General features: G+C 71.3%; 25 protein-coding genes. 14 read left to right on the forward strand and 11 right to left on the reverse strand.

Translation table 11 applies throughout. The features are described from left to right. Position 1 precedes the first annotated feature (1 nt). Positions 2 to 286, reverse strand: coding sequence for a GntR family transcriptional regulator (locus BLW86_RS21490; protein ID WP_093875537.1), 285 nt, complete (start codon positions 284 to 286; stop codon positions 2 to 4). Positions 287 to 436: 150 nt separating this feature from the next. Here BLW86_RS21490 and BLW86_RS21495 point away from each other — a divergent pair, with 150 nt between their 5' ends. After that, positions 437 to 643 carry a hypothetical protein gene (locus tag BLW86_RS21495; protein ID WP_093875538.1) on the forward strand — a complete coding sequence of 69 codons (207 nt, stop codon included), beginning with the start codon at positions 437 to 439 and terminating at the stop codon, positions 641 to 643. Next, entirely contained in the window at positions 640 to 978 is a 339-nt protein-coding gene (locus BLW86_RS21500) for a hypothetical protein (RefSeq protein WP_093875539.1), read from the forward strand. The genes BLW86_RS21495 and BLW86_RS21500 overlap by 4 nt, the downstream gene beginning before the upstream one ends. Before the next feature lie 199 nt (positions 979 to 1,177). On the opposite strand, the gene BLW86_RS21505 is transcribed toward BLW86_RS21500, so the two are convergent. Next, positions 1,178 to 1,795, reverse strand: a complete 618-nt coding sequence (locus BLW86_RS21505; protein WP_093875540.1) for a flavodoxin family protein — start codon at positions 1,793 to 1,795, stop codon at positions 1,178 to 1,180. A 136-nt stretch (positions 1,796 to 1,931) separates the two neighbouring features. Between BLW86_RS21505 and BLW86_RS21510 the strand changes: the two genes are divergently transcribed. After that, the gene (locus tag BLW86_RS21510) at positions 1,932 to 2,855 is read left to right on the forward strand and encodes a DMT family transporter (RefSeq protein WP_093875541.1); all 924 of its coding nucleotides are present in this window, start codon (positions 1,932 to 1,934) and stop codon (positions 2,853 to 2,855) included. Here the strand turns inward: BLW86_RS21510 and BLW86_RS21515 are convergent. Together BLW86_RS21515 and BLW86_RS21520 are read right to left on the reverse strand one after the other, a co-directional pair. Next, positions 2,758 to 3,642, reverse strand: a complete 885-nt coding sequence (locus BLW86_RS21515; RefSeq protein ID WP_093875542.1) for a LysR family transcriptional regulator — start codon at positions 3,640 to 3,642, stop codon at positions 2,758 to 2,760. The genes BLW86_RS21510 and BLW86_RS21515 overlap by 98 nt on opposite strands. Beyond that, a complete protein-coding gene (locus tag BLW86_RS21520) occupies positions 3,642 to 4,034 on the reverse strand; it encodes a PLD nuclease N-terminal domain-containing protein (protein ID WP_093875543.1) in 393 nt (130 codons plus the stop codon). The genes BLW86_RS21515 and BLW86_RS21520 overlap by 1 nt, the downstream gene beginning before the upstream one ends. 89 nt (positions 4,035 to 4,123) lie before the next feature. Here BLW86_RS21520 and BLW86_RS21525 point away from each other — a divergent pair, with 89 nt between their 5' ends. The 3 genes from BLW86_RS21525 to BLW86_RS21535 are packed head-to-tail and all read left to right on the forward strand — an operon-like array spanning position 4,124 to position 7,186. Continuing rightward, a complete protein-coding gene (locus BLW86_RS21525) occupies positions 4,124 to 5,581 on the forward strand; it encodes a menaquinone biosynthesis decarboxylase (RefSeq protein ID WP_093875544.1) in 1,458 nt (485 codons plus the stop codon). Further along, positions 5,578 to 6,480: a menaquinone biosynthesis prenyltransferase MqnP gene (gene mqnP, locus BLW86_RS21530; protein ID WP_177181716.1), complete on the forward strand. Its 903-nt coding sequence runs from the start codon at positions 5,578 to 5,580 to the stop codon at positions 6,478 to 6,480. Before BLW86_RS21525 ends, mqnP begins: the two co-directional genes overlap by 4 nt. 31 nt (positions 6,481 to 6,511) lie before the next feature. Further along, positions 6,512 to 7,186, forward strand: coding sequence for a UbiX family flavin prenyltransferase (locus BLW86_RS21535; protein ID WP_093875546.1), 675 nt, complete (start codon positions 6,512 to 6,514; stop codon positions 7,184 to 7,186). Here BLW86_RS21535 and BLW86_RS42100 read toward each other — a convergent pair. Further along, on the reverse strand, positions 7,183 to 7,320 hold the full coding sequence (locus BLW86_RS42100) for a hypothetical protein (RefSeq protein WP_177181717.1): 138 nt from the start codon (positions 7,318 to 7,320) through the stop codon (positions 7,183 to 7,185). The two genes, BLW86_RS21535 and BLW86_RS42100, sit on opposite strands and share 4 nt — an antisense overlap. Positions 7,321 to 7,432: 112 nt before the next feature. Here BLW86_RS42100 and BLW86_RS21540 point away from each other — a divergent pair, with 112 nt between their 5' ends. Together BLW86_RS21540 and mqnE are read left to right on the forward strand one after the other, a co-directional pair. Then, positions 7,433 to 7,888, forward strand: coding sequence for an Lrp/AsnC family transcriptional regulator (locus BLW86_RS21540; protein WP_030691729.1), 456 nt, complete (start codon positions 7,433 to 7,435; stop codon positions 7,886 to 7,888). Positions 7,889 to 7,939: 51 nt separating this feature from the next. Beyond that, positions 7,940 to 9,103 carry an aminofutalosine synthase MqnE gene (mqnE, locus tag BLW86_RS21545; protein ID WP_093875547.1) on the forward strand — a complete coding sequence of 388 codons (1,164 nt, stop codon included), beginning with the start codon at positions 7,940 to 7,942 and terminating at the stop codon, positions 9,101 to 9,103. A 73-nt stretch (positions 9,104 to 9,176) separates the two neighbouring features. On the opposite strand, the gene BLW86_RS21550 is transcribed toward mqnE, so the two are convergent. Further along, on the reverse strand, positions 9,177 to 9,710 hold the full coding sequence (locus tag BLW86_RS21550) for a GNAT family N-acetyltransferase (RefSeq protein ID WP_093875548.1): 534 nt from the start codon (positions 9,708 to 9,710) through the stop codon (positions 9,177 to 9,179). 135 nt (positions 9,711 to 9,845) lie between these two features. Between BLW86_RS21550 and BLW86_RS21555 the strand changes: the two genes are divergently transcribed. The 4 genes from BLW86_RS21555 (at position 9,846) to BLW86_RS21570 (ending at position 14,557) form a co-directional block, all read left to right on the forward strand. Then, positions 9,846 to 10,112 carry a DUF4229 domain-containing protein gene (locus BLW86_RS21555; protein ID WP_093875549.1) on the forward strand — a complete coding sequence of 89 codons (267 nt, stop codon included), beginning with the start codon at positions 9,846 to 9,848 and terminating at the stop codon, positions 10,110 to 10,112. 356 nt (positions 10,113 to 10,468) lie between these two features. After that, entirely contained in the window at positions 10,469 to 11,800 is a 1,332-nt protein-coding gene (locus BLW86_RS21560; protein WP_093875550.1) for a dicarboxylate/amino acid:cation symporter, read from the forward strand. A gap of 123 nt (positions 11,801 to 11,923) precedes the next feature. Further along, positions 11,924 to 12,562, forward strand: a complete 639-nt coding sequence (locus BLW86_RS21565) for a TetR/AcrR family transcriptional regulator (RefSeq protein ID WP_093875551.1) — start codon at positions 11,924 to 11,926, stop codon at positions 12,560 to 12,562. A 108-nt stretch (positions 12,563 to 12,670) separates the two neighbouring features. Then, positions 12,671 to 14,557 carry an AMP-dependent synthetase/ligase gene (locus BLW86_RS21570; RefSeq protein ID WP_093875552.1) on the forward strand — a complete coding sequence of 629 codons (1,887 nt, stop codon included), beginning with the start codon at positions 12,671 to 12,673 and terminating at the stop codon, positions 14,555 to 14,557. Positions 14,558 to 14,599: 42 nt separating this feature from the next. Here the strand turns inward: BLW86_RS21570 and BLW86_RS21575 are convergent, their stop codons facing one another. The 4 genes from BLW86_RS21575 to BLW86_RS21590 form a co-directional block, all read right to left on the reverse strand. Further along, positions 14,600 to 14,848, reverse strand: a complete 249-nt coding sequence (locus tag BLW86_RS21575) for an SCO4226 family nickel-binding protein (RefSeq protein WP_093875553.1) — start codon at positions 14,846 to 14,848, stop codon at positions 14,600 to 14,602. A 31-nt stretch (positions 14,849 to 14,879) separates the two neighbouring features. Then, positions 14,880 to 15,542 (reverse strand): pyridoxine/pyridoxamine 5'-phosphate oxidase, encoded by a 663-nt coding sequence (locus tag BLW86_RS21580; protein ID WP_093875554.1) that lies wholly within the window; start codon positions 15,540 to 15,542, stop codon positions 14,880 to 14,882. Then, the gene (locus BLW86_RS21585) at positions 15,539 to 16,810 is read right to left on the reverse strand and encodes an FAD-dependent monooxygenase (RefSeq protein ID WP_093875555.1); all 1,272 of its coding nucleotides are present in this window, start codon (positions 16,808 to 16,810) and stop codon (positions 15,539 to 15,541) included. The genes BLW86_RS21580 and BLW86_RS21585 overlap by 4 nt, the downstream gene beginning before the upstream one ends. 112 nt (positions 16,811 to 16,922) lie before the next feature. Continuing rightward, complete coding sequence (locus BLW86_RS21590) at positions 16,923 to 18,086, reverse strand: thiolase C-terminal domain-containing protein (protein WP_093875556.1); 1,164 nt, start codon at positions 18,084 to 18,086, stop codon at positions 16,923 to 16,925. Positions 18,087 to 18,192: 106 nt separating this feature from the next. Between BLW86_RS21590 and BLW86_RS21595 the strand changes: the two genes are divergently transcribed. Together BLW86_RS21595 and BLW86_RS21600 are read left to right on the forward strand one after the other, a co-directional pair. After that, entirely contained in the window at positions 18,193 to 19,371 is a 1,179-nt protein-coding gene (locus tag BLW86_RS21595) for an acyl-CoA dehydrogenase family protein (protein WP_093875557.1), read from the forward strand. After that, the gene (locus tag BLW86_RS21600) at positions 19,372 to 19,842 is read left to right on the forward strand and encodes a nitroreductase family deazaflavin-dependent oxidoreductase (RefSeq protein ID WP_093875558.1); all 471 of its coding nucleotides are present in this window, start codon (positions 19,372 to 19,374) and stop codon (positions 19,840 to 19,842) included. It begins immediately after the preceding gene. Positions 19,843 to 19,985: 143 nt separating this feature from the next. Here the strand turns inward: BLW86_RS21600 and BLW86_RS21605 are convergent, their stop codons facing one another. Further along, positions 19,986 to 20,633 (reverse strand): TetR family transcriptional regulator, encoded by a 648-nt coding sequence (locus tag BLW86_RS21605; RefSeq protein WP_030691742.1) that lies wholly within the window; start codon positions 20,631 to 20,633, stop codon positions 19,986 to 19,988. Positions 20,634 to 20,745: the final 112 nt, after the last annotated feature.

The raw sequence follows: 20,745 nt of genomic DNA on the forward strand, positions 1-20,745 counted from the left end.
GTCACGCCTGGGGCTGACCCTCGTCCGCCGGAAGAGGGTCGGCGACGAACGTTCCCTTGCCGTGAACGGTCAGGATCAGGCCCCGCTCGCGGAGGACCTGGGCCGCGCGACGGACTGTCAGGTAGGCGACTCCGTACTCCTTGGCGAGGTCCCGCTCCGCCGGTAGGCGGGCGCCGGGAGGTAGTGCTCCGGCCGCGATGCGGGCGGCGATGTGGTCGGCCACCGCGACGTACACCAGCTGGGGGCCCTGCGGATCGAACTCGGGGATCTGGCTGTGGTCGGTCACACGACCAACGTAAGCATCGAAGACCTGTACGAACCATTGGTGAGCTATGCAGAGCTATGCATGCCTTATAGGGTCGTGTGACACGAAGACCCCGGCGAGGTGGCTAGACCTCCCGGGGCATGGCCACCAACTCATAAGGGAGTTGATGACGTGCTGAACCCTATCGCGCGCGTACGGGGCTGGGCGCTGATGCCCGTCCTGCTGGGGCTGCTCATGCCGGCCCTGCCGGCCACCGGCAGGCACCGCACCCGCCCGGCCACCCGCGCCGCGCAGCGCAAGCGCCGCCGGACGCTCTGGCTGGCCACGGTCGGAGTGGACCTCGACCACCGGAACATCCACGCCGGGACCGCCCGATGAGCCGCTGCGGGGCGCGGCGCTCCGTGTTCGCCGTGGCGGAGGTGGTGCGGCCGGTGTGGGGCGGCTCGGTGTGCGTGCTGGCCATCGGCCACGACGGCCCGCACCGCGACCGCGCGGGCGACGGCTGGTGGGTGACGCCGGAGATCGCCGACGCGGTGACCGTGTCCCTGCTGAGCCGCACGCTCACGGCCGAGCCCGAACCTGAGTTCCGGTCGCCGCGCTGCATCGTCGGCCGCCACGACCGCTGCCGCGACCACGTACCCCGCGACAGCGGCGTACCGGGGGTCCGTCACCTGGTGTGCGGGTGCCCGTGTCATCCGGCGCCCGGCCCGTGAGACGTCACACCGGAACGGCCACGCCTCCGCCTGGATCAACGCGCGGTCGGCGCGGGCTGTGGCTCCGGCCGGCTACGCCGACCGGGGACATCATCCGTGCCGCGCACAAGGCGGTGGGCGGGTGAGCTGGAGGTGGGAGTACGACCCCGGCGAAGGGGCGGGACGGCGGATGGGCCCTCACGCGACGGCGGATGGGCCCTCACGCGACGGCGTCGGCCTCCTCGTACGGGAAGCGGGCGAGCGGGGCCTCCTGGTGGAAGAAGGTCTTGGCGCGGATCATCGCCTGCTCGTCGGCTCGGATCCGGCCCGGGCGGGAGGCCGTTCCCGTCAGGACTCCGCCGAAGCGCATCCGCAGGTAGGCCGCCGAGTGGCTCAGGCCGGTGACCAGGCCGTCCGCGACCTCGTGTTCCTCGTGCGCCAGGGCCGTCACTCCCCACAGCGTGCCGCCCGCCATGCGCTCCTTGAAGTCCGAGCCGGGCACGTTCAGCCAGCCCGACCAGTAGTCGAGGTAGCGCTTGGCCTGCGCGGAGAGGCTGTACCAGTACAGGGGCGAGACGATCACGATGTCCGTGGCCTCCAGCGTCGCCCGGCGGAGTAGTTCCTCGACCTCACCGGCCCGTCGGTCGGCGTCCTCGTGCCGGCCGTCCTGGAAGTCGGGCAGCGTCAGTTCGTTCAGGTCCACCCAGCGCTGCGGGACGTCCGAGGGGAGGTGCTCGGCGGCCGCGCGGGCCAGGATCTCGGAGTTGCCGTCGGCGCGGGAGCTGCCGAGGACGAAGAGGAACGAGCGGTCCGGGCCGGGGGTCTCGTCGAGAGTCATGTCCGGTGCCAACCCGGCCCCTCCCGGAGGTATTCCGGGCGCCGGCCGGACCCATCGGATCCGCCGATCGCCCTCATCGGGAGGACGCCCCACTGGCTCGTGGACCGCCCCCGCCCCCGTTCGTAGCGTCGTTCCCATGAGAAACGAGACCAGGGGAACCATCGAACTGACCCTCGCCATGGTGCTCTCCGGCACCCTCGGCGTCTTCGTCGTCGAGTCCGGGGCGTCGCCCTTCGAGGTGGTGTTCTTCCGGTGCCTCTTCGGGGCCGTCGCGCTCGGGGCCTACAGCCTCGTGCGGGGGTTCTTCACCGGGCACGGGTTCACGGCGGGGAAGCTGGGGCTCGCCGCGCTCGGCGGGGTGTTCATCGTCTTCAACTGGGTGTTCCTCTTCGAGGCCTACCAGGCGACCTCGATCTCGCTCGCCACCGTCGTCTATCACACGCAGCCGTTCTTCCTCGTGCTGCTCGGGGCCGTCCTCCTGCGGGAGCGGATCTCCGGTGCCAAGCTGGGGTGGCTCGCTCTCGCCTTCGTCGGGCTCGTGCTGGTGTCCGGGGTCAGGCCGGGGGACACCGGCTCCCTCGCCGGGCTCGGCTTCGCGCTCGCCGCCGCCGTGCTCTACGCCCTCGCGACCTTCGTCACCAAGCGGATCACCGGCGTACGGCCGCACCTGATCGCGCTCGTCCAGGTGCTGGTGGGGATGCCGCTGTTGCTGCCGTTCGTCGACTTCGGGGGCGTCGGCGGGGGCGGCTGGAGCTGGCTCGTCGGGCTCGGGTTCATCCACACCGGGCTCATGTACGTGCTCATGTACGCCGCCTACGCCAAGCTGCCCACCGCCAAGATCGCCGTCCTCGCCTTCACCTACCCGGCCGTCGCCATGGGCGTCGACTGGGCGGTGTACGGGCATCACATCGGGCTCGTCCAGGCGCTCGGCGTCCCGCTGATCGTCCTCGCGAGCCTCAAGGTCACCCTCGCTGCTCGGACACCAGCCGCCGCGCCTGCTCCACGAACAGCCGCACATGCGCCGGAAGCCGCTTCCCCCGCCGCCACGCGAGCTGCGTGAAGAGCGTGAAAGGGGCCTCCCAGGCCAGCGGGACCAGTGCCCCGGACGCCAGCTCCTCGGAGACGGCGACCCGGGGCAGCAGCGCGACCCCGAGCCCCGCCGCCACCCCCCGCTTCGTCGCCTCGATCGTGCCGAACTCCATGAACGGCGGCGCCCACTCCCGCAGCTCCTCCTCGAAGAGGTCGCGGTACGGACAGCCCGGTTCGGTGCCCACCAGCTGCGCCCCGGCCAGGTCCGCGCTCGTCAGATCCGTACGGCCGACGAGGGGATGGTCCGGGCCGGCCACCAGGACCAGCGGCTCGGGTGCGAGGACCTCCGTCTCCAGGCCCTCGTGCTCCGTCTCCGGCTCCATCAGGAAGCCGACGTCGTACGTGCCCTGCCGCAGCGCCTTCCGGGTCTCGTCGCCGAGCGTGGGCCGCAGCGTCAGCCGCACCTTCGGGTAGCGGTGGTGGAAGTACTCCAGGAGCGGCGGCAGCCGGTAGGAGGTCAGCGACTCCATGGTGCCGATCGCGATCGGGCCCGAGGGTTCCGCCGTGGCCGCGACGGCCGTACGGGCTTCCTCCGCCAGGTCCCTCATCCGGTGCGCGTACGGCAGGAGGCGTTCACCGGCCTCCGTCAGGCGGATGCGGGAGCCGAGCCGCTCGAAGAGGTCGACCCCCAGGGAGGATTCGAGGGACCTGATCTGGGACGTCACGCTCGACTGGGCGTAGCCCAGCTCCGCCGCCGCCCGGGTGAAGGAGAGGACGTCGGCCACCTTCTCGAAGGTCGCCAGGAGCCGCAGCTCCATCAGCCCTCGGTCCCCGTGTCCTCGCCGCGCTCGCGCCTCTTCAGCTCCTCCTCGCGGCGGCGCAGGTCCGCCTCCCAGTCCTTGAGGAGGGACTCGTCCCTCTTGTTCTCCTCCTTGAGGGACTTGAGGAACTCGGGGTTGTCGTCCGGGGCGACCCACTCGTGACGGTGATTGCGGTGCCACTCGGAAGGCGTACGGCCTCCGGCGGGTGCGCGCCGCATCTTGCCGGCGGCGAACCAGACGATCGGGCCCACGATCCAGAACAGCAGGATGATGATGACCCAGACCACCTTCGGCAGGTGCTTGGCCTCGTCCTCGGGGGTGTTCAGGCAGTCGATGAAGGCGTAGATCGTCAGCGCCAGCGGCAGGATGTACATCAGTGCCCTGAGCATGTGGTGCGGCCCCCTGGAAGCAGCGGCGGGGCCGGTTGCGGCGGCCCCGGTGACAGGTCAAGCCTAGCCCGTGACCGATACTGGCCCCTATGGCTTACGACGATCTCCGCTCGCTGCTCAGGGCCCTGGAGCGCGAAGGCGACCTCAAGCGCATCAAGGCCGAAGTCGACCCGTACCTGGAGGTCGGGGAGATCGTCGACCGGGTGAACAAGGCGGGAGGGCCGGCGCTCCTTTTCGAGAACGTCAAGGGCTCCGCCATGCCGCTCGCGATGAACGTCTTCGGGACGGACCGCCGGCTCCTCAAGGCGCTCGGCCTGAAGTCGTACGGCGAGATCAGCGAGAAGATCGGCGGGCTTCTCAAGCCGGAGCTGCCGCACGGCTTCGTCGGGGTCCGCGAGGCCTTCGGGAAGCTGGGCTCGATGGTCCACGTGCCGCCGAAGAAGGTGAAGTCCGGGGACGCTCCGGTGCAGGAGGTCGTCCTCACCGGGGACGACGTCGATCTCGACAAGCTGCCCGCGCTGTTCACCTGGCCCAAGGACGGCGGGTCCTTCTTCAACCTGGGCCTCACCCACACCAAGCACCCCGAGACCGGCGTGCGGAACCTGGGGCTCTACCGGCTCCAGCGGCACGACAAGCGCACCATCGGCATGCACTGGCAGATCCACAAGGACAGCCGCAACCACTACGCGGTGGCCGCCGCGAAGGGCGAGCGGCTGCCGGTCGCCATCGCCTTCGGCTGCCCGCCGGCCGTCACGTACGCCTCGACGGCGCCGCTGCCCGGCGACATCGACGAGTACCTCTTCGCCGGCTTCGTGCAGGGCAAGCGGATCGAGATGGTGGACTGCAAGACCGTCCCGCTCCAGGTCCCCGCCAACGCCGAGGTCGTCGTCGAAGGGTGGCTGGAGCCGGGCGAGATGCTGCCGGAGGGTCCCTTCGGCGACCACACCGGCTTCTACACCCCGCAGGAGCCGTTCCCCGCGCTGAAGATCGACTGCGTCACGATGCGCAAGCGTCCGCTGCTCCAGTCGATCGTCGTCGGCCGGCCGCCGACCGAGGACGGGCCGCTCGGCCGGGCCACGGAGCGGTTCTTCCTGCCGCTCCTCAAGATCATCGTGCCGGACATCGTCGACTACCACCTGCCGGAGTCGGGCGGCTTCCACAACTGCGCGATCGTCTCGATCGACAAGAAGTACCCGAAGCACGCGCAGAAGGTCATGCACGCCATCTGGGGCGCGCACATGATGTCGCTGACCAAGCTGATCATCGTGGTCGACAAGGACTGTGACGTGCACGATCTGCACGAGGTGTCCTGGCGGGCCCTCGGGAACACCGACTACGCGCGTGACCTGACCGTGGTCGAGGGGCCGGTCGATCACCTCGACCACGCCTCGTACCAGCAGTTCTGGGGCGGCAAGGCCGGTATCGACGCGACGAAGAAGCTGCCCGAGGAGGGCTACACCCGGGACGGCGGCTGGCCGGACATGGTGGAGTCGGACCCGGCGACGGCGGCCCTGGTGGACCGCCGCTGGAAGGAGTACGGGCTGTGACCACCGCGGCCGTGCCCGGCGCCCAGCCGGGACGTACCAAGGCTTTCCTGCGACTCGTGATGATCGAGCACTCGGTCTTCGCGCTGCCCTTCGCCTACATCGCCTCGCTCACCGCGATGTACCGGCTGGACCGGAACATCCACTGGTGGACGCTCTTCCTCGTCACCGTCTGCATGGTGGGCCTGCGGACCTTCGCCATGGCCTGCAACCGGATCATCGACCGCGAGATCGACGCGCGTAATCCGCGGACGGCCGGGCGGGAGCTGGTGACCGGCGCGGTGTCCGTGCGCTCGGCGTGGATCGGCGCGGGGATCGCCGTCGTCGTCTTCCTCGGGGCCGCCGCGCTGCTGAACCCGCTCTGTCTGGCGCTCGCGCCGCTGGCCGTCATCCCGATGGTCGTCTATCCGTACGGCAAGCGGTTCACGAACTTCCCGCACGCCATCCTGGGCCTCGCCCAGTCCATCGGCCCGATCGGCGCGTGGCTCGCGGTGACCGGCGAGTGGTCCTGGGACGCGGTCGTCCTGGGCCTCGCGGTGGGCGTCTGGATCGGCGGCTTCGACCTGATCTTCGCCTGCCAGGACGTGCAGGCGGACCGGGCGCACGGCGTGATGTCGGTGCCGGCCCGCTTCGGCGTTCCGGCGGCGCTGTGGGGGGCCCGCGCCTCGGCGGTCGTGACGACGGGCCTCCTCGTCTGGTACGCCCTGGCGACGGACGCGGGCCTCTTCTTCTGGATCGGTCTGGTGATCGTGGTCGTCGCCTTCGGCTACGAGCACACGATCGTGAAGCCGCACGACCTGTCCCGGCTGAACCGGGCGTTCTTCACGACCAACGGGTTCATCGGCATCAGCCTGTTCGTGTGCGCCCTGCTCGACCTGCTGGTCCGCGGGCTCACCCCGTAGCCCCGGCGCGACGACGGATAGGCTCGACGGCATGAACGACGGCAAGCGCACCCCTTGGATCGTGGGGGTTTCCGGGGCGTCGGGTACGCCGTACGCCGCCGCCGTGCTGAGGGGGCTGCTTGAGGCGGGGGAGAGCGTCGACCTCGTCGTGTCGCGGGCCTCGCGGCTGACGCTGCTCGACGAGACGGGGATCGCCTTCCGGGACGCGCACTGGCGCGAGGACCTGGCGGCCTGGCTGGCGCGGGGTGCGGACGGGAAGCCGGACACCTTCGACGTGTCGGGCGGGCTGGACGACGTGCGGTACTGGGCGGCCGGGGACCTGGCCGCGGGGCCGTCCTCCGGTTCGTACCCGGCGAAGGGGATGCTGGTGGTGCCGGCCTCGACCGCCGCGGTGGCGGGAGTGGCGCTCGGGCTCTCGAAGGACCTGCTGCAGCGGGTCGCGAGCGTGACGCTGAAGGAGCGGCGCCCGCTGGTGGTCGCGGTGCGGGAGACCCCGCTGAACGGACAGACGCTCAAGCACATGGTGACGCTGGACGAGGCGGGCGCCGTGGTGCTGCCCGCCTCTCCGGCGTTCTACGCGGGGGCGACGCACATCCAGGATCTGGTGGACTTCGTCGCCGGGCGGGTGCTCGACGCGGCAGGGGTGCCGCACCGGCTGTACCGCCGTTGGGAGGGAGAGCTCGGTGGAGCTTCCCGCACGGATTAGCGCTTCTTGGCGGCCTTCTTGGCGGTGCGCTTCGAGGCGGCGGACGGCTGGTGGGCACGCGAGCGGCCGGCCAGCTCCTGCAGCTCACGCATGCGGGCGTAGGCCATCTCGATCGTGTACACGGTGATCACCACTCCTGAAAGATCGTCTTCGATCCACTGAAAGATTCACAGGGTGTCTCCCCTGTGTGCCTTAGATTCTATACCTATACTCGCGGTATCGCTGGACAATGGAAGGTTCCTCTTTATGGACGCCGTGGACAGGCAGCTCATCCAGGCTCTGCGCGAGAACGGCCGCGCCTCGTACGCCGAGCTCGGCCGGCTCGTCGGGCTCTCCGGCCCCTCCGTCACCGACCGCATCAACCGACTCGAGGCCGCCGGAGTCATCACCGGCTACCGCGCCACCGTGAACGCCGCCTCGCTCGGCCTCGGCGTCACCGCCCTCATCGGCATCTCCCTCTCCGACGCCGCCGACCACGAGGACGTGGCCCGCCGGCTGAAGGACCTCGCCGAGATCGAGGACTGCTGGTTCATCGCCGGCGACGACTCCTTCATGCTCAAGGTGCGCGCGAACGACGTCGACGGCCTGGAGAAGACGATCCGCCGCCTCTCCGGCACCAAGGGCGTCTCCCGCACCCGTACGACGATCGTGCTCTCCACCAAGTGGGAGAACCGGGTCGGGGAGCTCCCGGAGGAGGGCTGAGAGTACGGTGGGCAGAGCTTGAATTCGGAGATACAAGGGAGGCGGCCGTACATGGACGCGGGACTCAAGCGCGAACTTGAGCAGAAGGTCCGGGACGGTGAGCGGCTGAGCCGTGAGGACGGCATCGCCCTGTACGAGTCCGACGACCTCGCCTGGCTCGGCGGTCTGGCCCACGAGGTCCGGACCCGCAAGAACGGCGACGTGGTCCACTTCAATGTCAACCGGCATCTGAACATGACCAACGTCTGCACCGCCTCCTGCGCCTACTGCTCCTTCCAGCGCAAGCCGGGCGAGAAGGACGCGTACACCATGCGCATCGAGGAGGCCGTGCGCCTCGCGAAGGCGATGGAGAACGAGAACCTCACCGAGCTCCACATCGTCAACGGGCTCCACCCCAACCTGCCCTGGCGCTACTACCCGCGCTCCCTCTCCGAGCTCAAGAAGGCCCTGCCGAACGTCTCCCTCAAGGCGTTCACGGCCACCGAGATCCACCACTTCGAGACGATCTCCGGGCTCTCCGCCTCCGAGATCCTCGACGAGCTGATCGAGGCCGGCCTGGAGTCGCTGACCGGCGGCGGCGCCGAGATCTTCGACTGGGAGGTCCGGCAGCACATCGTGGACCACCGCACCCACTGGGAGGACTGGTCCCGGATCCACCGGCTCGCGCACGAGAAGGGGCTCAAGACCCCCTCGACCATGCTCTACGGGCACATCGAGGAGCCGCGCCACCGCGTGGACCACGTGCTCCGGCTCCGTGAGCTCCAGGACGAGACCGGCGGCTTCCAGGTCTTCATCCCGCTGCGCTACCAGCACGACTTCGTGGACATGCAGGACGGCAAGATCCGCAACAAGCTCCAGGCGCGCACCACGATGGCGACCGGCGCCGAGGCCCTGAAGACCTTCGCGGTCTCCCGGCTGCTCTTCGACAACGTGCCGCACGTCAAGGTCTTCTGGGTCATGCACGGCGTCCAGACGGCGCAGCTGGCGCTCCAGCACGGCGCCGACGACATGGACGGCTCGGTCGTCGAGTACAAGATCACGCACGACGCCGACAACTACGGCACGCCGAACAAGCTGGGCCGCGAGGACCTGCTCGAACTGATCCGCGACGCGGGCTTCCGGCCGGTCGAGCGGAACACGCGGTACGAGATCATCCGCGAGTACCCGGGCCCGGACGCGGACCGGCGCGAGTCGCCGCAGCCGATGCGGGTCTGACGCACTCATGAGAAAGGGCCGGCGGGGATGTCCCCGCCGGCCCTTTCCCGTGTTCACCTCAGCGGCCCCGTGCTCACCTCAGCGGCAGCAGCATGATGATGTCGTCGCGGTCGTCGCCGGGGGCGACCCGGATCGCGTCGGGGACGCGGCCGACCTCCTTGTAGCCGGACTTGGCGTAGAAGCCGTCGACGCCGGTGCCGCCCCGGCAGGTCAGGCGTATCGCCTCGATCGCCTCGAAGCCCGCGGCGGTGCGGGCGGTGTGCTCGACCGCCGCCATGAGGTCGCGGCCGTATCCCCGGCCCTGGTGCCGGGGGTGGACCATCACGGTGTAGAGCCACGCCCAGTGGGTCATCAGCGGATGGGTGTTGAAGGTGAAGAAGGCGGTGGCGGCGACCCGGCCGTCTTCGTCGCGGCCGACGAGGAGGCGGGTGCCGCCCTCGGCCATGGCGACCAGGTGCCTGAGCAGGGCGGGACGGATCTCGTCGGGGGTGACGGGGGGCACGAAGCCGACGGCGCCGCCCGCGTTGGAGACGTCGGCCCAGAGGGAGAGCACGCCGTCGCGCAGGGCGGGGTCGACGGCCGGGTCCACCTCGAACGTAAGGGTCATGGGCGGATTTTATCCATTACTTCTCCGGTGCTCAAGAGGCCCGGTCCCGGATCGGGTGCCGTCGCGTGCTTCACTGGAGGACGCTCGTCCCGCTGGGAAACTTCGGGATCTTTCGGAACGGAAGACTGGACTGACATGCTCCGCTACACGCTGATGCGGCTCGGGATCTTCGCCGGGTGCTTCCTCGCCCTGTGGGGTCTCGTCTACGTCGGCGCGCTGCCGCGCGGTCTGGGCGACTCGAACCTGCTCTGGGTCCTCGTCCTCTCCATCGTCGTCTCCGCCCCCCTCAGCTTCGTGCTCCTGCGCAAGGCGCGGGACGAGGCGAGCGCGGAGGTCGTGGCGAAGGTCGAGCGCGCCAAGGGCCGGCTGGACGCGAACCGGTCCCAGGAGGACGCGCTGTAGTCGTATAAGGGCTACGTAAGCTTCCTCACAGACGTCCACCCCGGGTGGGGCCTTCCAAGGCTCCTGCCTGGGGTGTTCTGTGTTTCGGAGGAGAAAGGGCGCTCCTGCACCCCAAAGGAGAGCTTTGAGGTTCTCAAAGTTCAAGTGTTAACGTGTTCGACATGAAGACGGCAGTGCGCTTCTCCGACGCCACGAGCACCCCGCTCGTGGCGCGCCTGCACGTCGATCTGTGCCGCTGTATGTCCGCGGTCTGTTGCCGCGCGCTCTGATCCGGCATCATGCAGCGGCCCGCGCCCAGCGCGTGTGTGCCGCACCCCCGTCCCGTATTTCCCGATACGCACCTGTGGAGTGTGCCCGTGTCCGCGTCCGTGACGCCCGAGACGAAGCCCCGGATACCCAAGGTCCCCTTCTGGGCCCAGATCATCGCCGGTCTGGCCCTCGGAGCCCTCCTCGGCTGGGTCGCCCGCAGCCAGGACGTCTCCTGGCTCAAGGAGACCCTCGGCCAGATCGGCGACATCTTCGTCCAGCTGCTCAAGCTGGCCGTCGCGCCGCTCGTCTTCTTCGCGATCCTGGTGTCGATCACCAACCTGCGGAAGGTGAACAACGCCGCCCGCCTCGCCACCCGCACGCTGCTCTGGTTCATGATCACCTCGCTCATCGCGGTCGGCATCGGCCTCGCGATCGGCCTGATCACCGACCCGGGCGCCGGCACCGGCCTCACGCCGAAGGACGGCAAGCTCCCCAAGCACGAGGGCTCCTGGATCGACTTCCTCACCGGCATCATCCCGACGGACGTCATCACGCCCTTCACCGAGCTGAACGTCCTCCAGATCGTCTTCATGGCCGCCGTCGCCGGCATCGCCGCCCTCAAGCTCGGCGACCGCGCCAAGCCGATCCTCACCCTCTCCGAGTCGGTCCTGGAGCTCCTCCAGAAGGCCCTGTGGTGGGTCATCCGCCTCGCCCCGCTCGGCACCGTCGGCCTCATCGGCTTCGCCATCGCCGACTACGGCTGGGACCTGATCGGCAAGTACGCGACCTTCACCGCCGACATCTACGTCGGCTGCGCCCTGGTCCTCTTCGGCGTCTACCCGCTGCTGCTCGCCACGGTCGCCAAGGTCAACCCGCTCCAGTTCTACAAGGGCGCCTGGCCCGCCATCCAGCTGGCCTTCGTCTCCCGCTCCTCCGTCGGCACCATGCCGGTCACCCAGAAGGTCACCGAGCGCCTCGGCGTCCCGAAGGAGTACGCCTCCTTCGCCGTCCCGTTCGGCGCCACGACCAAGATGGACGGCTGCGCCGCGATCTACCCGGCGCTCGCCGCGATCTTTATCGCGCAGATCTTCGACGTGCAGCTGGGCGTCGGCGACTACCTGCTGATCGCCTTCGTCTCGGTCATCGGCTCGGCGGCCACCGCCGGCCTCACCGGCGCCACGGTCATGCTCACCCTGACCCTCTCCACCCTGGGCCTCCCCCTGGAGGGCGTCGGCCTCCTCATGGCGATCGACCCGATCCTGGACATGATGAGGACGGCCACGAACGTGGCCGGCCAGGCCCTGATCCCGGTGATCGTCTCGGCCCGCGAGAAGATCCTCGACCTCACCGCGTACGAGCACGCCTCGTCGTCCCCGATCGACGACCTGGCCGAGGGCGCGGACAGCGACCGGAAGGTCGCGGTCACGGCCGCCGCCTGACCCTCGTCGAGCCCGCCGCCTGATCCTCGTCAAGCGTGTACGTGCCCCCTGCCCGGACCGGGCAGGGGGCACGTACGCTTTCGCGGGGCATCCAGTGGATCTTGGAAGCAGGGGTGGGGCGCCATGGCCGGCGGGGCGAAGGCGCGGCGGTTGCCGCGGGTGGTGCGGGAGCGGCAGATGGTGGACGCGGCCGTGCGGTGCTTCGCCCGGCACGGGTACCAGGCGGCGTCCATGGACGAGATCGCCGAGCTCGCCGGGGTCTCCAAGCCCTTGGTCTATCTGTATCTGGGGTCCAAGGAGGAGCTGTTCACCGCCTGCATCCGGCGTGAGGCGGGGGCCCTGCTCGCGGCCGTGGACGCCGGGGTCGGGGGGCCGGAGGTGCCGCCGGACGAGCGGCTCTGGGCGGGGCTGCTCGCCTTCTTCACGTACGCCGCCGAGCACCCGGACTCATGGGTGGTGCTGAGCCGGCAGGCGCGGACGCAGGGAGAGCCGTTCGCCGGTGAGGTGGCGCGGATGCGGGACGAGATCGTGGGCTTCGTGGCGGGGTTGATCGGGGAGGCCGCCGGGGAGGCGGACGTGGTCATCACCGGGCGGGACGTGGACGCGCTCGCGCAGGCGTTGGTCGGGTCCGCCGAGTCGTTGGCCAGCTGGGCGAACGAGACTCCGGGGGTGGCGGCGAAGGAGGCCGCCGCGACGCTGATGAACTTCGCCTGGGCCGGGCTCGGAAACCTCATGAAAAGCGAACGCTGGTCTCCCCGCTAGCGCTTACCGGGCAGTAAGGTTACCGGCTAGTCCGGGCAGTCAGGACAACTCAGGGCTCAACGTACCGACGCACGACCTCAGTTCATCGCGCAGACCGAGGAGCCGCACGTGTCCGTCGTCACCGCCGCATCCGAGACCGAGCCGGACGAGCCGCGGAAGGTGGTGGTGGACGGACGCGTGCGGGAGGTGTCCGTCCCCGCGCTCGTTCCCCGGGTGGCCCGCGGCTCGCTCGCCGACCTGCCGTACGACAACGCCCGGCAGGACCCCGAGGCCGTCCTCTTCTCCAGGAAGGACGCGGAGGGCGAGTGGTACGACGTCAGCGCCGCCCGCTTCGCCGCCGAGGTGCACTCCGTCGCCAAGGGCCTCATCGCCGCCGGCCTGCGCCCCGGCGACCGGCTCGCGCTCATGGCCCGCACCACCTACGAGTGGACCCTGATCGACTTCGCCGCCTGGGCCGCCGGACTCGTCACCGTCCCCGTGTACCCCACCTCCTCCGCCTTCCAGACCCGCTGGATCCTCCAGGACTCCGGGGCCGCGGCCTGTGTCGTCGAGGACGCCGAGCAGGCGCGGCTCGTCTCCGCCGAGCGGCGGCAGCTGCCCGGACTCGCCCACCTCTGGGTCCTCGGCGCCGGCGCCGTCGACCAGCTCCGCGCGGCGGGCGCGCGGGTCGCCGACGAGGCCGTCACCGCCCGCCGGGGCCTGCTCACCCCGGCGACCCTCGCCACCCTCGTCTACACCTCCGGCACCACCGGCCGGCCCAAGGGCTGCGCCCTCACCCACGCCAACTTCTTCGCCGAGGTCGACAACGCCGTCCGGCTCCTCCACCCCGTCTTCGTCTCGGAGAGCAAGGAGCCCGCCGCCACCCTCCTCTTCCTGCCGCTCTCCCACGTCTTCGGGCGGATGGTCGCCGTCGGCTGCGTCCGCGCCCGCGTCCGGGTCGGGCACGCGCCCTCCGTCGAGGGCGAGGAGCTCCTCACCGACCTGGCCGGCTTCCGGCCCACGTTCCTCCTCGCCATCCCGTACGTCCTGGAGAAGGTCTTCGACCGGGCCCGCGCCACCGCCGAGCGCGGCGGGAAGGCCGCCGCCTTCGACCGGGCCGCCCGGATCGCCCGCCGGTACGGGCGGGAGGCCTCGCCCTCGCTCTCCCTGCGCGCCGCACGGGCGCTGTACGACCCGCTGGTCTACCGGCGGATCCGCAGCGCGCTCGGCGGCCGCGTGAAGTACGTGATCTGCGGCGGCTCCCCGCTCGGCGCCCGGCTCGCCGAGTTCTTCGCGGGCGCCGGCGTCGAGGTCTTCGAGGGGTACGGCCTGACGGAGACCACGGCCGCCTCCACGGTCACCCCGCCGCGCCGGCCGCGCACCGGCACCGTCGGATGGCCCCTGCCGGGCACGGCCGTCCGGATCGCCGACGACGGAGAGGTCTGGCTCAAGGGCGGTCACGTCTTCGCCGGCTACTGGGACGCCCAGCGCGGGGCGGCTCTGCCGTACACCGACGACGGCTGGTTCCCCACCGGGGACCTCGGCTCGCTCGACGCGGACGGCTATCTGCGGATCACCGGCCGGAAGAAGGACATCATCGTCACCTCGGCCGGCAAGAACGTGGCCCCCGCCCCGCTGGAGGACTGGCTGCGCGCCCACCCGCTGGTCGCCCAGTGCATGGTCGTCGGCGACGACCGCCCGTACGTCACGGCCCTGATCATCCTCGACCACGAGGGCCTGACGCACTGGCGGCGGATGCGGCGCAAGGACCACCTGGCACTCTGGGAGCTGGCCCGGGACCCGGAGCTGCTCGCCGCGCTCCAGCGGGGGGTGGACGGCGCCAACCGGCTGGTCTCACGCGCCGAGTCGATCCGCGCCTTCCGCGTCCTGAACACCGAGTTCTCGGAGGCCTCCGGCCATCTGACGCCGTCCCTGAAGCTCAAACGGCGGGCGGTGCTGCGGGACTTCGCCCGGGAGGTCGAGGAGATGTACGGGGCGGGGGAGCCGTCGCCGTGAGGTCGGCCCGATGGGCCCCGTTCATCTCCCGGCGTGCTTCGCCTACACCATGAGGGGCACCTCGTGGATCTCGTCCGCCGCGTGTCCCGTGCGGGCGTGGACCCGCTGGACGGCCTCGGCCGAAGGGCCGCTCGACAGGCAGTAGACCGTCCCCGACTCCGGGTCCGCCCACGCCCGCTCGAAGTGGACCCCCTCGTCCTTCTCGATGGCGAGGTCGGCCTGGTGGGCCTCTTCGAGCTGCTCGGCCGTGATCCCCACCATGCCCCGGTGCACGTCCATGTACGTACCCATGGTTCACACCTCCACCTTCCATGGTGCGCCCTCAGGGCCAGAGCAGCTCGCGCAGCCAGCCGGTGGCCGTCGACGGGTCGCGGCGGTAGCGGAGGCGGATGTGGCGGCGGCGGGCGTCGCCCTGGAAGAACTCGACCTCGGCCGGTTCGACGACGTACAGGGTCCAGGTGGGGGCGGGCGCGTCCGGTTCCTCCTCGGCCCGGCGCCAGGCCGCCGCGCTCGCCTCGGCGAGGGTGTCGGGGGAGTCGAGGACCTCGCTCTGCCGGCCGACGAGCGCCGAGGCGAGGGCGCCGGTGGTGCGGGCGTGGAGGTCCTCGTACGCCTCCTCGGGGGAGCAGGTGAGGACGTGGCCCCGGACCCGGACCTGGCGGCCCTGGACCGGCCAGTAGAAGCCGAGCGCGGCCTCGGGGCGGGCGGCGAGCTGGCGGCCCTTGGCGCTGGTGGCGTGGGAGGCGAAGTGCCAGCCGCGCGCGTCGGCGTCGTGCAGCATCACCGTACGGACGTCGGGCCTGCCGTCCTCGTCCACGGTGGCCAGGGAGAGGGTGTGCGGCTCGGTCTGACCGGCCGCGGCCGCCGCCGTGAACCAGTCGTGGAAGAGGGGGAGCGGCTCGGGCGGGGCGCTCGCCGGGTCGAAGGACGGGAGCTCGGTGTCCCAGACCCGGAGGGAGCGCAGGGCGTGGTGGAAGTCGGTCATGCGGTCACGGTAGGGCGTGCGGCGGCGTTCGTGGCCGGCACCGTGTAGTCCGCGAGCGGGACCGCGTTGGCCGCCGACTGGATGCCGTCGCGGATCTTCTTCGCGATGAGGTTCTTCCAGGGGGTCTTCGGCAGCGTCCGCACCATGAGCATGCGCAGGGCGATCTTCCACTTCGAGCCGACGGTCATCTCCTTGACGAAGCCCTCCGCCATGCGCTGGTTCTGCTCCACGCCGGGCCGCATGTGCTGTTCGTAGCGGGCGAAGGCCACGGTGTGGTCGCCGCCCGCCCGGGCCAGTTCGCCCGCCAGGACGTAGGCGCCGATGAGGGCGAGGCCGGTGCCCTGGCCGGAGGCGGGGGAGGAGCAGTGGGCGGCGTCGCCGAGGAGGACGACGCGGCCGGTGGACCAACGGTCCATCTCCACGAGGGACATGGAGTCGAGGTAGAAGTCGTCGGCGGCCGCCGCGTGTCCGAGGAGCCGGGGGATCTCCCAGCCGTCGCCCGCGAAGGTGTCGGTGAGCAGGCGCTTCTGGGCGGTGACGTCCCGGTGGTCGTGGGGGAGTTCCTGGGGCGAGGAGAAGATGAAGAGGTTCTTGGCGTCGGTCTCGCCGGCGGAGCTGTAGACGCAGAGCAGCTTCCCGGGGAGCGCGTGGTAGGTCTCCCAGCGGTCCAGGCCCAGGTGGTTGGGGGCCGTGAAGATGGAGATGTACGCGCCGAGGTGGCGCTTGAACCGCTCCTCCGGGCCGAAGGCGAGCCGCCGGGTGTTCGAGTGGAGTCCGTCGGCGCCGACGACCAGGTCGAAGCGGCGGACGGTGCCGCTCTCGAAGGTGACGGTGACGCCGGCCGTGTCTTCGGGGTCGTCCGCGATGTCGGCGATCGAGTCGCCGAAGACGTACTCGACGTCCTCGCGGGTCCGGTCGTACAGGATGCGGGCGAGCTCGCCGCGCATGATCTCGTCGTCCTCCTCGACGCGGCCGCCGAAGATGTCGGCGGGCAGTTCGCCGATGGTGCGGCCGGCGTCGTCGACGTACGAACCGCCGCGCATGTCGGTGGAGTTGGCGCGGATCTCGTCGAGGACGCCCATCCGGCGGCAGACCTCGATCGCGGTGCCGCGGATGTCGACCTTGTAGCCGCCGGTGCGGAGTTCGGGGGCGCGCTCGACGACGGTGGGGACGAAGCCGTAGCGGTGCAGCCAGAGGGCGAGGGCGGGGCCGGCGATCGAGGCGCCGGAGATCAGGACGGTCTTGGCGGTCTTCGTGGTGCTGGTCATGGCAGGACTCCTTGTCCGGTGTCTGCGGGCCGTTCCCCTGCCCGCAGACATGACTATACGGATGTCCTACACGCTTGTCTATGACGCTTGTATAGATCTTTCCGGTGGTCGGTCAGGCGCGGGCGAGGACCACCGTCCCCGAGGAGCAGAACCAGCCCCCCGTCCCCGACGCCACCGCCAGCTCCGGCAGCGAGCCGTCCGGCCGGCGCACCTGGAGCCCCGGCGCCTCCCCGCGCAGCTGCCGCACCGCCTCCACGAGCAGGAACAGGCCCCGCATCCCCGGGTGGCAGGCCGAGAGCCCGCCGCCGTCCGTGTTCACCGGCAGCCGGTCCTTCTCCTGGACGAACGCCCCGCCCTCGCCCTTCGCGCAGAAGCCCAGGTCCTCCAGGGTCACCAGGGTCATGTAGGTGAAGGCGTCGTAGATCTCGGCGAGGTCGACGTCGGCGGGCCGGACGCCCGCCCGCTCGAAGGCCAGCCGGCCGCTGACGGCCGCCGGGGAGACCGTGAAGTCCTCCCACTCCGACATCGTGGTGTGCGAGGCGTGCTCACCCGTGCCGAGCACCCAGACCGGGGCCTTGCGGCAGTCCTGGACGTACTCCTCGGCCACGAGCAGCACCGCGCAGCCGCCGTCGCTGCGGATGCAGCAGTGCAGCTTGGTGAACGGGTCCGCGATCATCGGCCCGTCCAGGACGTCGTCGACGGTGATCGGCTCGCGGAACATCGCCTCCGGGTTGAGCGCCGCGTTCGCCCGCGCCCGGACGGCCACCTCCGCGAGCTGCTCCAGGGTCGTGCCGTACTCGTGCATGTGACGACGGGCGGCCATCGCGTACTTGGCGATCAGGGTGTGCCCGTACGGGACCTCGAACTGGAGCGGGCCGCGCGAGCCGAAGGAGAGGTTCGAGGTGCGGCGCCGGGCGCGGATGTCGGCGCGGGCGGTGGAGCCGTACACCAGCAGGACCGCGTTCGCGTGACCGGCGGCGACGGCGTCGGCGGCGTGCGCGGCCATGACCTCCCAGGTGGCCCCGCCGACGGCGGTCGAGTCCACCCAGCGGGGGCGCAGGCCCAGGTACTCGGCGACCTCGACCGGGGCGAGCGTGCCGAGGCCCGCCGAGGCCAGGCCGTCGATCAGCGAGCGGTCGAGGCCGCTGTCCGCGAGGGCGCGACGGGCGGCCTGGGCGTGCAGGGCGTAGGGGGTGGCCTCGTCGACCCGGCCGCAGTCGGAGAGGGAGACGCCGACGACGGCGACGCGGCGGGAGCTGCGTGTGGTGGTGGGCATGAATCTGACGGTACATCAGATTTCCTGAATCGGGACCGGCGCCTCTCTGGGCAACCGACCCCACGCCGCCCTAGCATGACGCACCGTCAGATACGGAGGGAGCTCCATGGACACCTCGCCATCCGCCCCGTCGGCGGAACCGCTCACCGAGGAGCAGCAGGGGATCCGCCGCGCCCTGCGGGACCTGCTCGCCGAACGGGCCGGATCGCACGGGAACCACGCGACCACCGCGGCCGAGGGAGACGACACCGCGCTCTGGACCCGCGCGACCGGCACCCTCGGCCTCGCCGGACTCACCCTCCCCGAGGAGTACGGAGGCGCCGGCCGCGGCCCCGTCGAGCTCGCCCTCGCCTGCGAGGAGACCGGCCGCGCCCTCGCCCCCTCCCCGCTCCTCGCCACCACCGTCCTCGCCGCCCCGCTCCTCACCGCCCTCGGCACCCCCGCCCAGCGCGCCGAACTCCTCCCGCGCGTCGCCGACTCCACCCTCACCTGCGCCCTCGCCGCCCCCTCCGGCATCGCCCTCGCCCTCGGCCTCACCGGCGACAACACCGACGGCGACTGGTCGGGCGGCGGCCGGGCCGGCGGCATCCAGGCCGCGCGCGCGGCGGACGGCGGCTGGCGCCTCTACGGCGAGGCCGCCCAGGTCATCGACGGGCACAGCGCCGGACTGCTCCTCGTCGCCGCCCACGCCGGCGGCTTCGCCCGCAGCCGTACGCTCCTCTTCCTCGTCCCCGCGGACGCCCCCGGACTCGTACGGACCCGGCAGCCCGCCCTCGACCCCACCCGGCCCCGGGCCACCGTCCAGTTCCGGGACACCGGCGCCGAGCTCCTCGGCGAGGAACCGGCCGACGTCCTCGGCGCCCTCGCCGCCACCGGCCGAGCCGCCGCCGTGATGCTGGCCGCCGAGGCCGTCGGCGCCGCCGCGGCCGCCCTCGACCACGCCGTCGAGCACCTCGGCTCCCGCGAACGGCCCGGCCGCCCCGCCGGCCCCGTCCACGCCGCCCGGCACCGCCTCGCCGACCTCTGCGTCCAGGTCGGGACGGCCCGCTCGCTGACCTACTGCGCGGCCCGCGAACCCGGCCCCGGACCCGACGGCGGACCGCTCGCCCTCGCCCACGCCCTGGAGGCGCTGCGCGCCACCGCCGAGGAGTCCCTCGCCCGGGAGGAGGAGGGACACCCGTACTTCGAGCGGGCCGCCTCCGACGAACTGCTCTTCGGCCCCGCCCGCCGGCTGCGCGCCCGGGCGGCGGAACGGACCGGACTCTTCGGAGAGGAGGCGGCGTAGATGCCCACCGGACGGAAGCTCGTGCAGAAGGTGTCCTCGACCCGGACCTTCGCCAAGGTCGCCCCGCGCGTCATCCCGGCCATGGACCGGGCCGTGCACCGGCTGACCAGGGGAAAAGTGCTGCTCAGCGCACGGATGCTGCCCGGCGTGATCCTCACCGCCCGGGGCGCGAGGAGCGGCCGGCCGCGGGTCACCCCGCTCGCCTGCATGCCCGAGGGGGACGGCCGCTGGCTCCTCGTCGGCTCCAACTTCGGCCGCCCGGGCCACCCCGCCTGGACGGCGAACCTGCTCGCCCATCCGGACGTCGAGATCAACTGGCGGGGCGAGGACGTGCCCGTACGGGCGGAGCTGCTCGCGGGCGAGGAACGGGCGGCGGCCTGGAAGGCGGCGCTGGAGTTCTGGCCGCCGTACGCCACGTACCAGGCACGGATCGAGCGCGAGATCCGGCTCTTCCGCCTCACGCGCAGATAGCGGCCGCACCGCGCCGGGCCGGGGCGGCCACCGGCACGTCACAGCGCCCGGACACGGCGACGCCGACGGCGGTCCCGGCCCCGGTCTCGCGGGGGCGGGTCGCCGTCGGCGTCGAGGACAGGACGGGTGAAGGAGGGCCGGCGCTACCTGGTCGGCTTCTTGCCGGTGATGCCCAGGTGTACCAACAGGGCCAGGTTCGGCTTGAGTTCGGCCTGCTTCACGCCCCAGGTCTGGAAGCCCTTCTGGTGGCCGGCGACCGAGGCCAGCATCGCCACCAGGGAGCCGGCCATCGCGGCGGGGCTGACGTCCTTGTCGACCTTGCCCTTGCTCTGGAGCTCCTTCACCGCGTCCGTGAGGGAGTTGGTGACCGAGTTCAGGATCTTCATGCGGATCTTGTAGAACCGCTTGTCGCCCTCGGCGGCGCCGAGGTCCACGACCCGCAGGATCGCGTCGTGCTTCCGCCAGAAGTCCAGGAATCCCTCGACGAGTTCCTCCGAGGTCTGCCATCCGGCCTTGCCGACCCAGGAGCGACCGCTGACCAGCTCGGTCAACGCGGCGCCCTCCTTGGCCATTTCCTCCGCGATCTCGAGGACCGCTCCCTCGACGTCCGGGAAGTACTGATAGAACGTCGCGGGTGAAGTACCCGCCTTCCGGGCCACATCGATGACCTTGACGTCCCGGTAGGGCGAGGAGCTGAGCATCTCACCGAGGCAGTCGAGCAGCTTCTGCCGCGTCGCCTGACCGCGTCGTCCGGCCACGCGGCCGTCGACGGTGCGTACTTGTCCTGTCATGCCGTCAGCTTACCGAGGGGGGATCAGCGCGCGATTCGGCCGACTGCAAATGGGGTGCACCCCCGGCACACCGCCGTTCCGCGAGGTCGACGCGGGTGCGTGGCCCGAGGGC

Origin of the sequence: Streptomyces sp. TLI_105, assembly GCF_900105415.1 — a bacterium.
GTDB lineage: Bacteria > Actinomycetota > Actinomycetes > Streptomycetales > Streptomycetaceae > Streptomyces.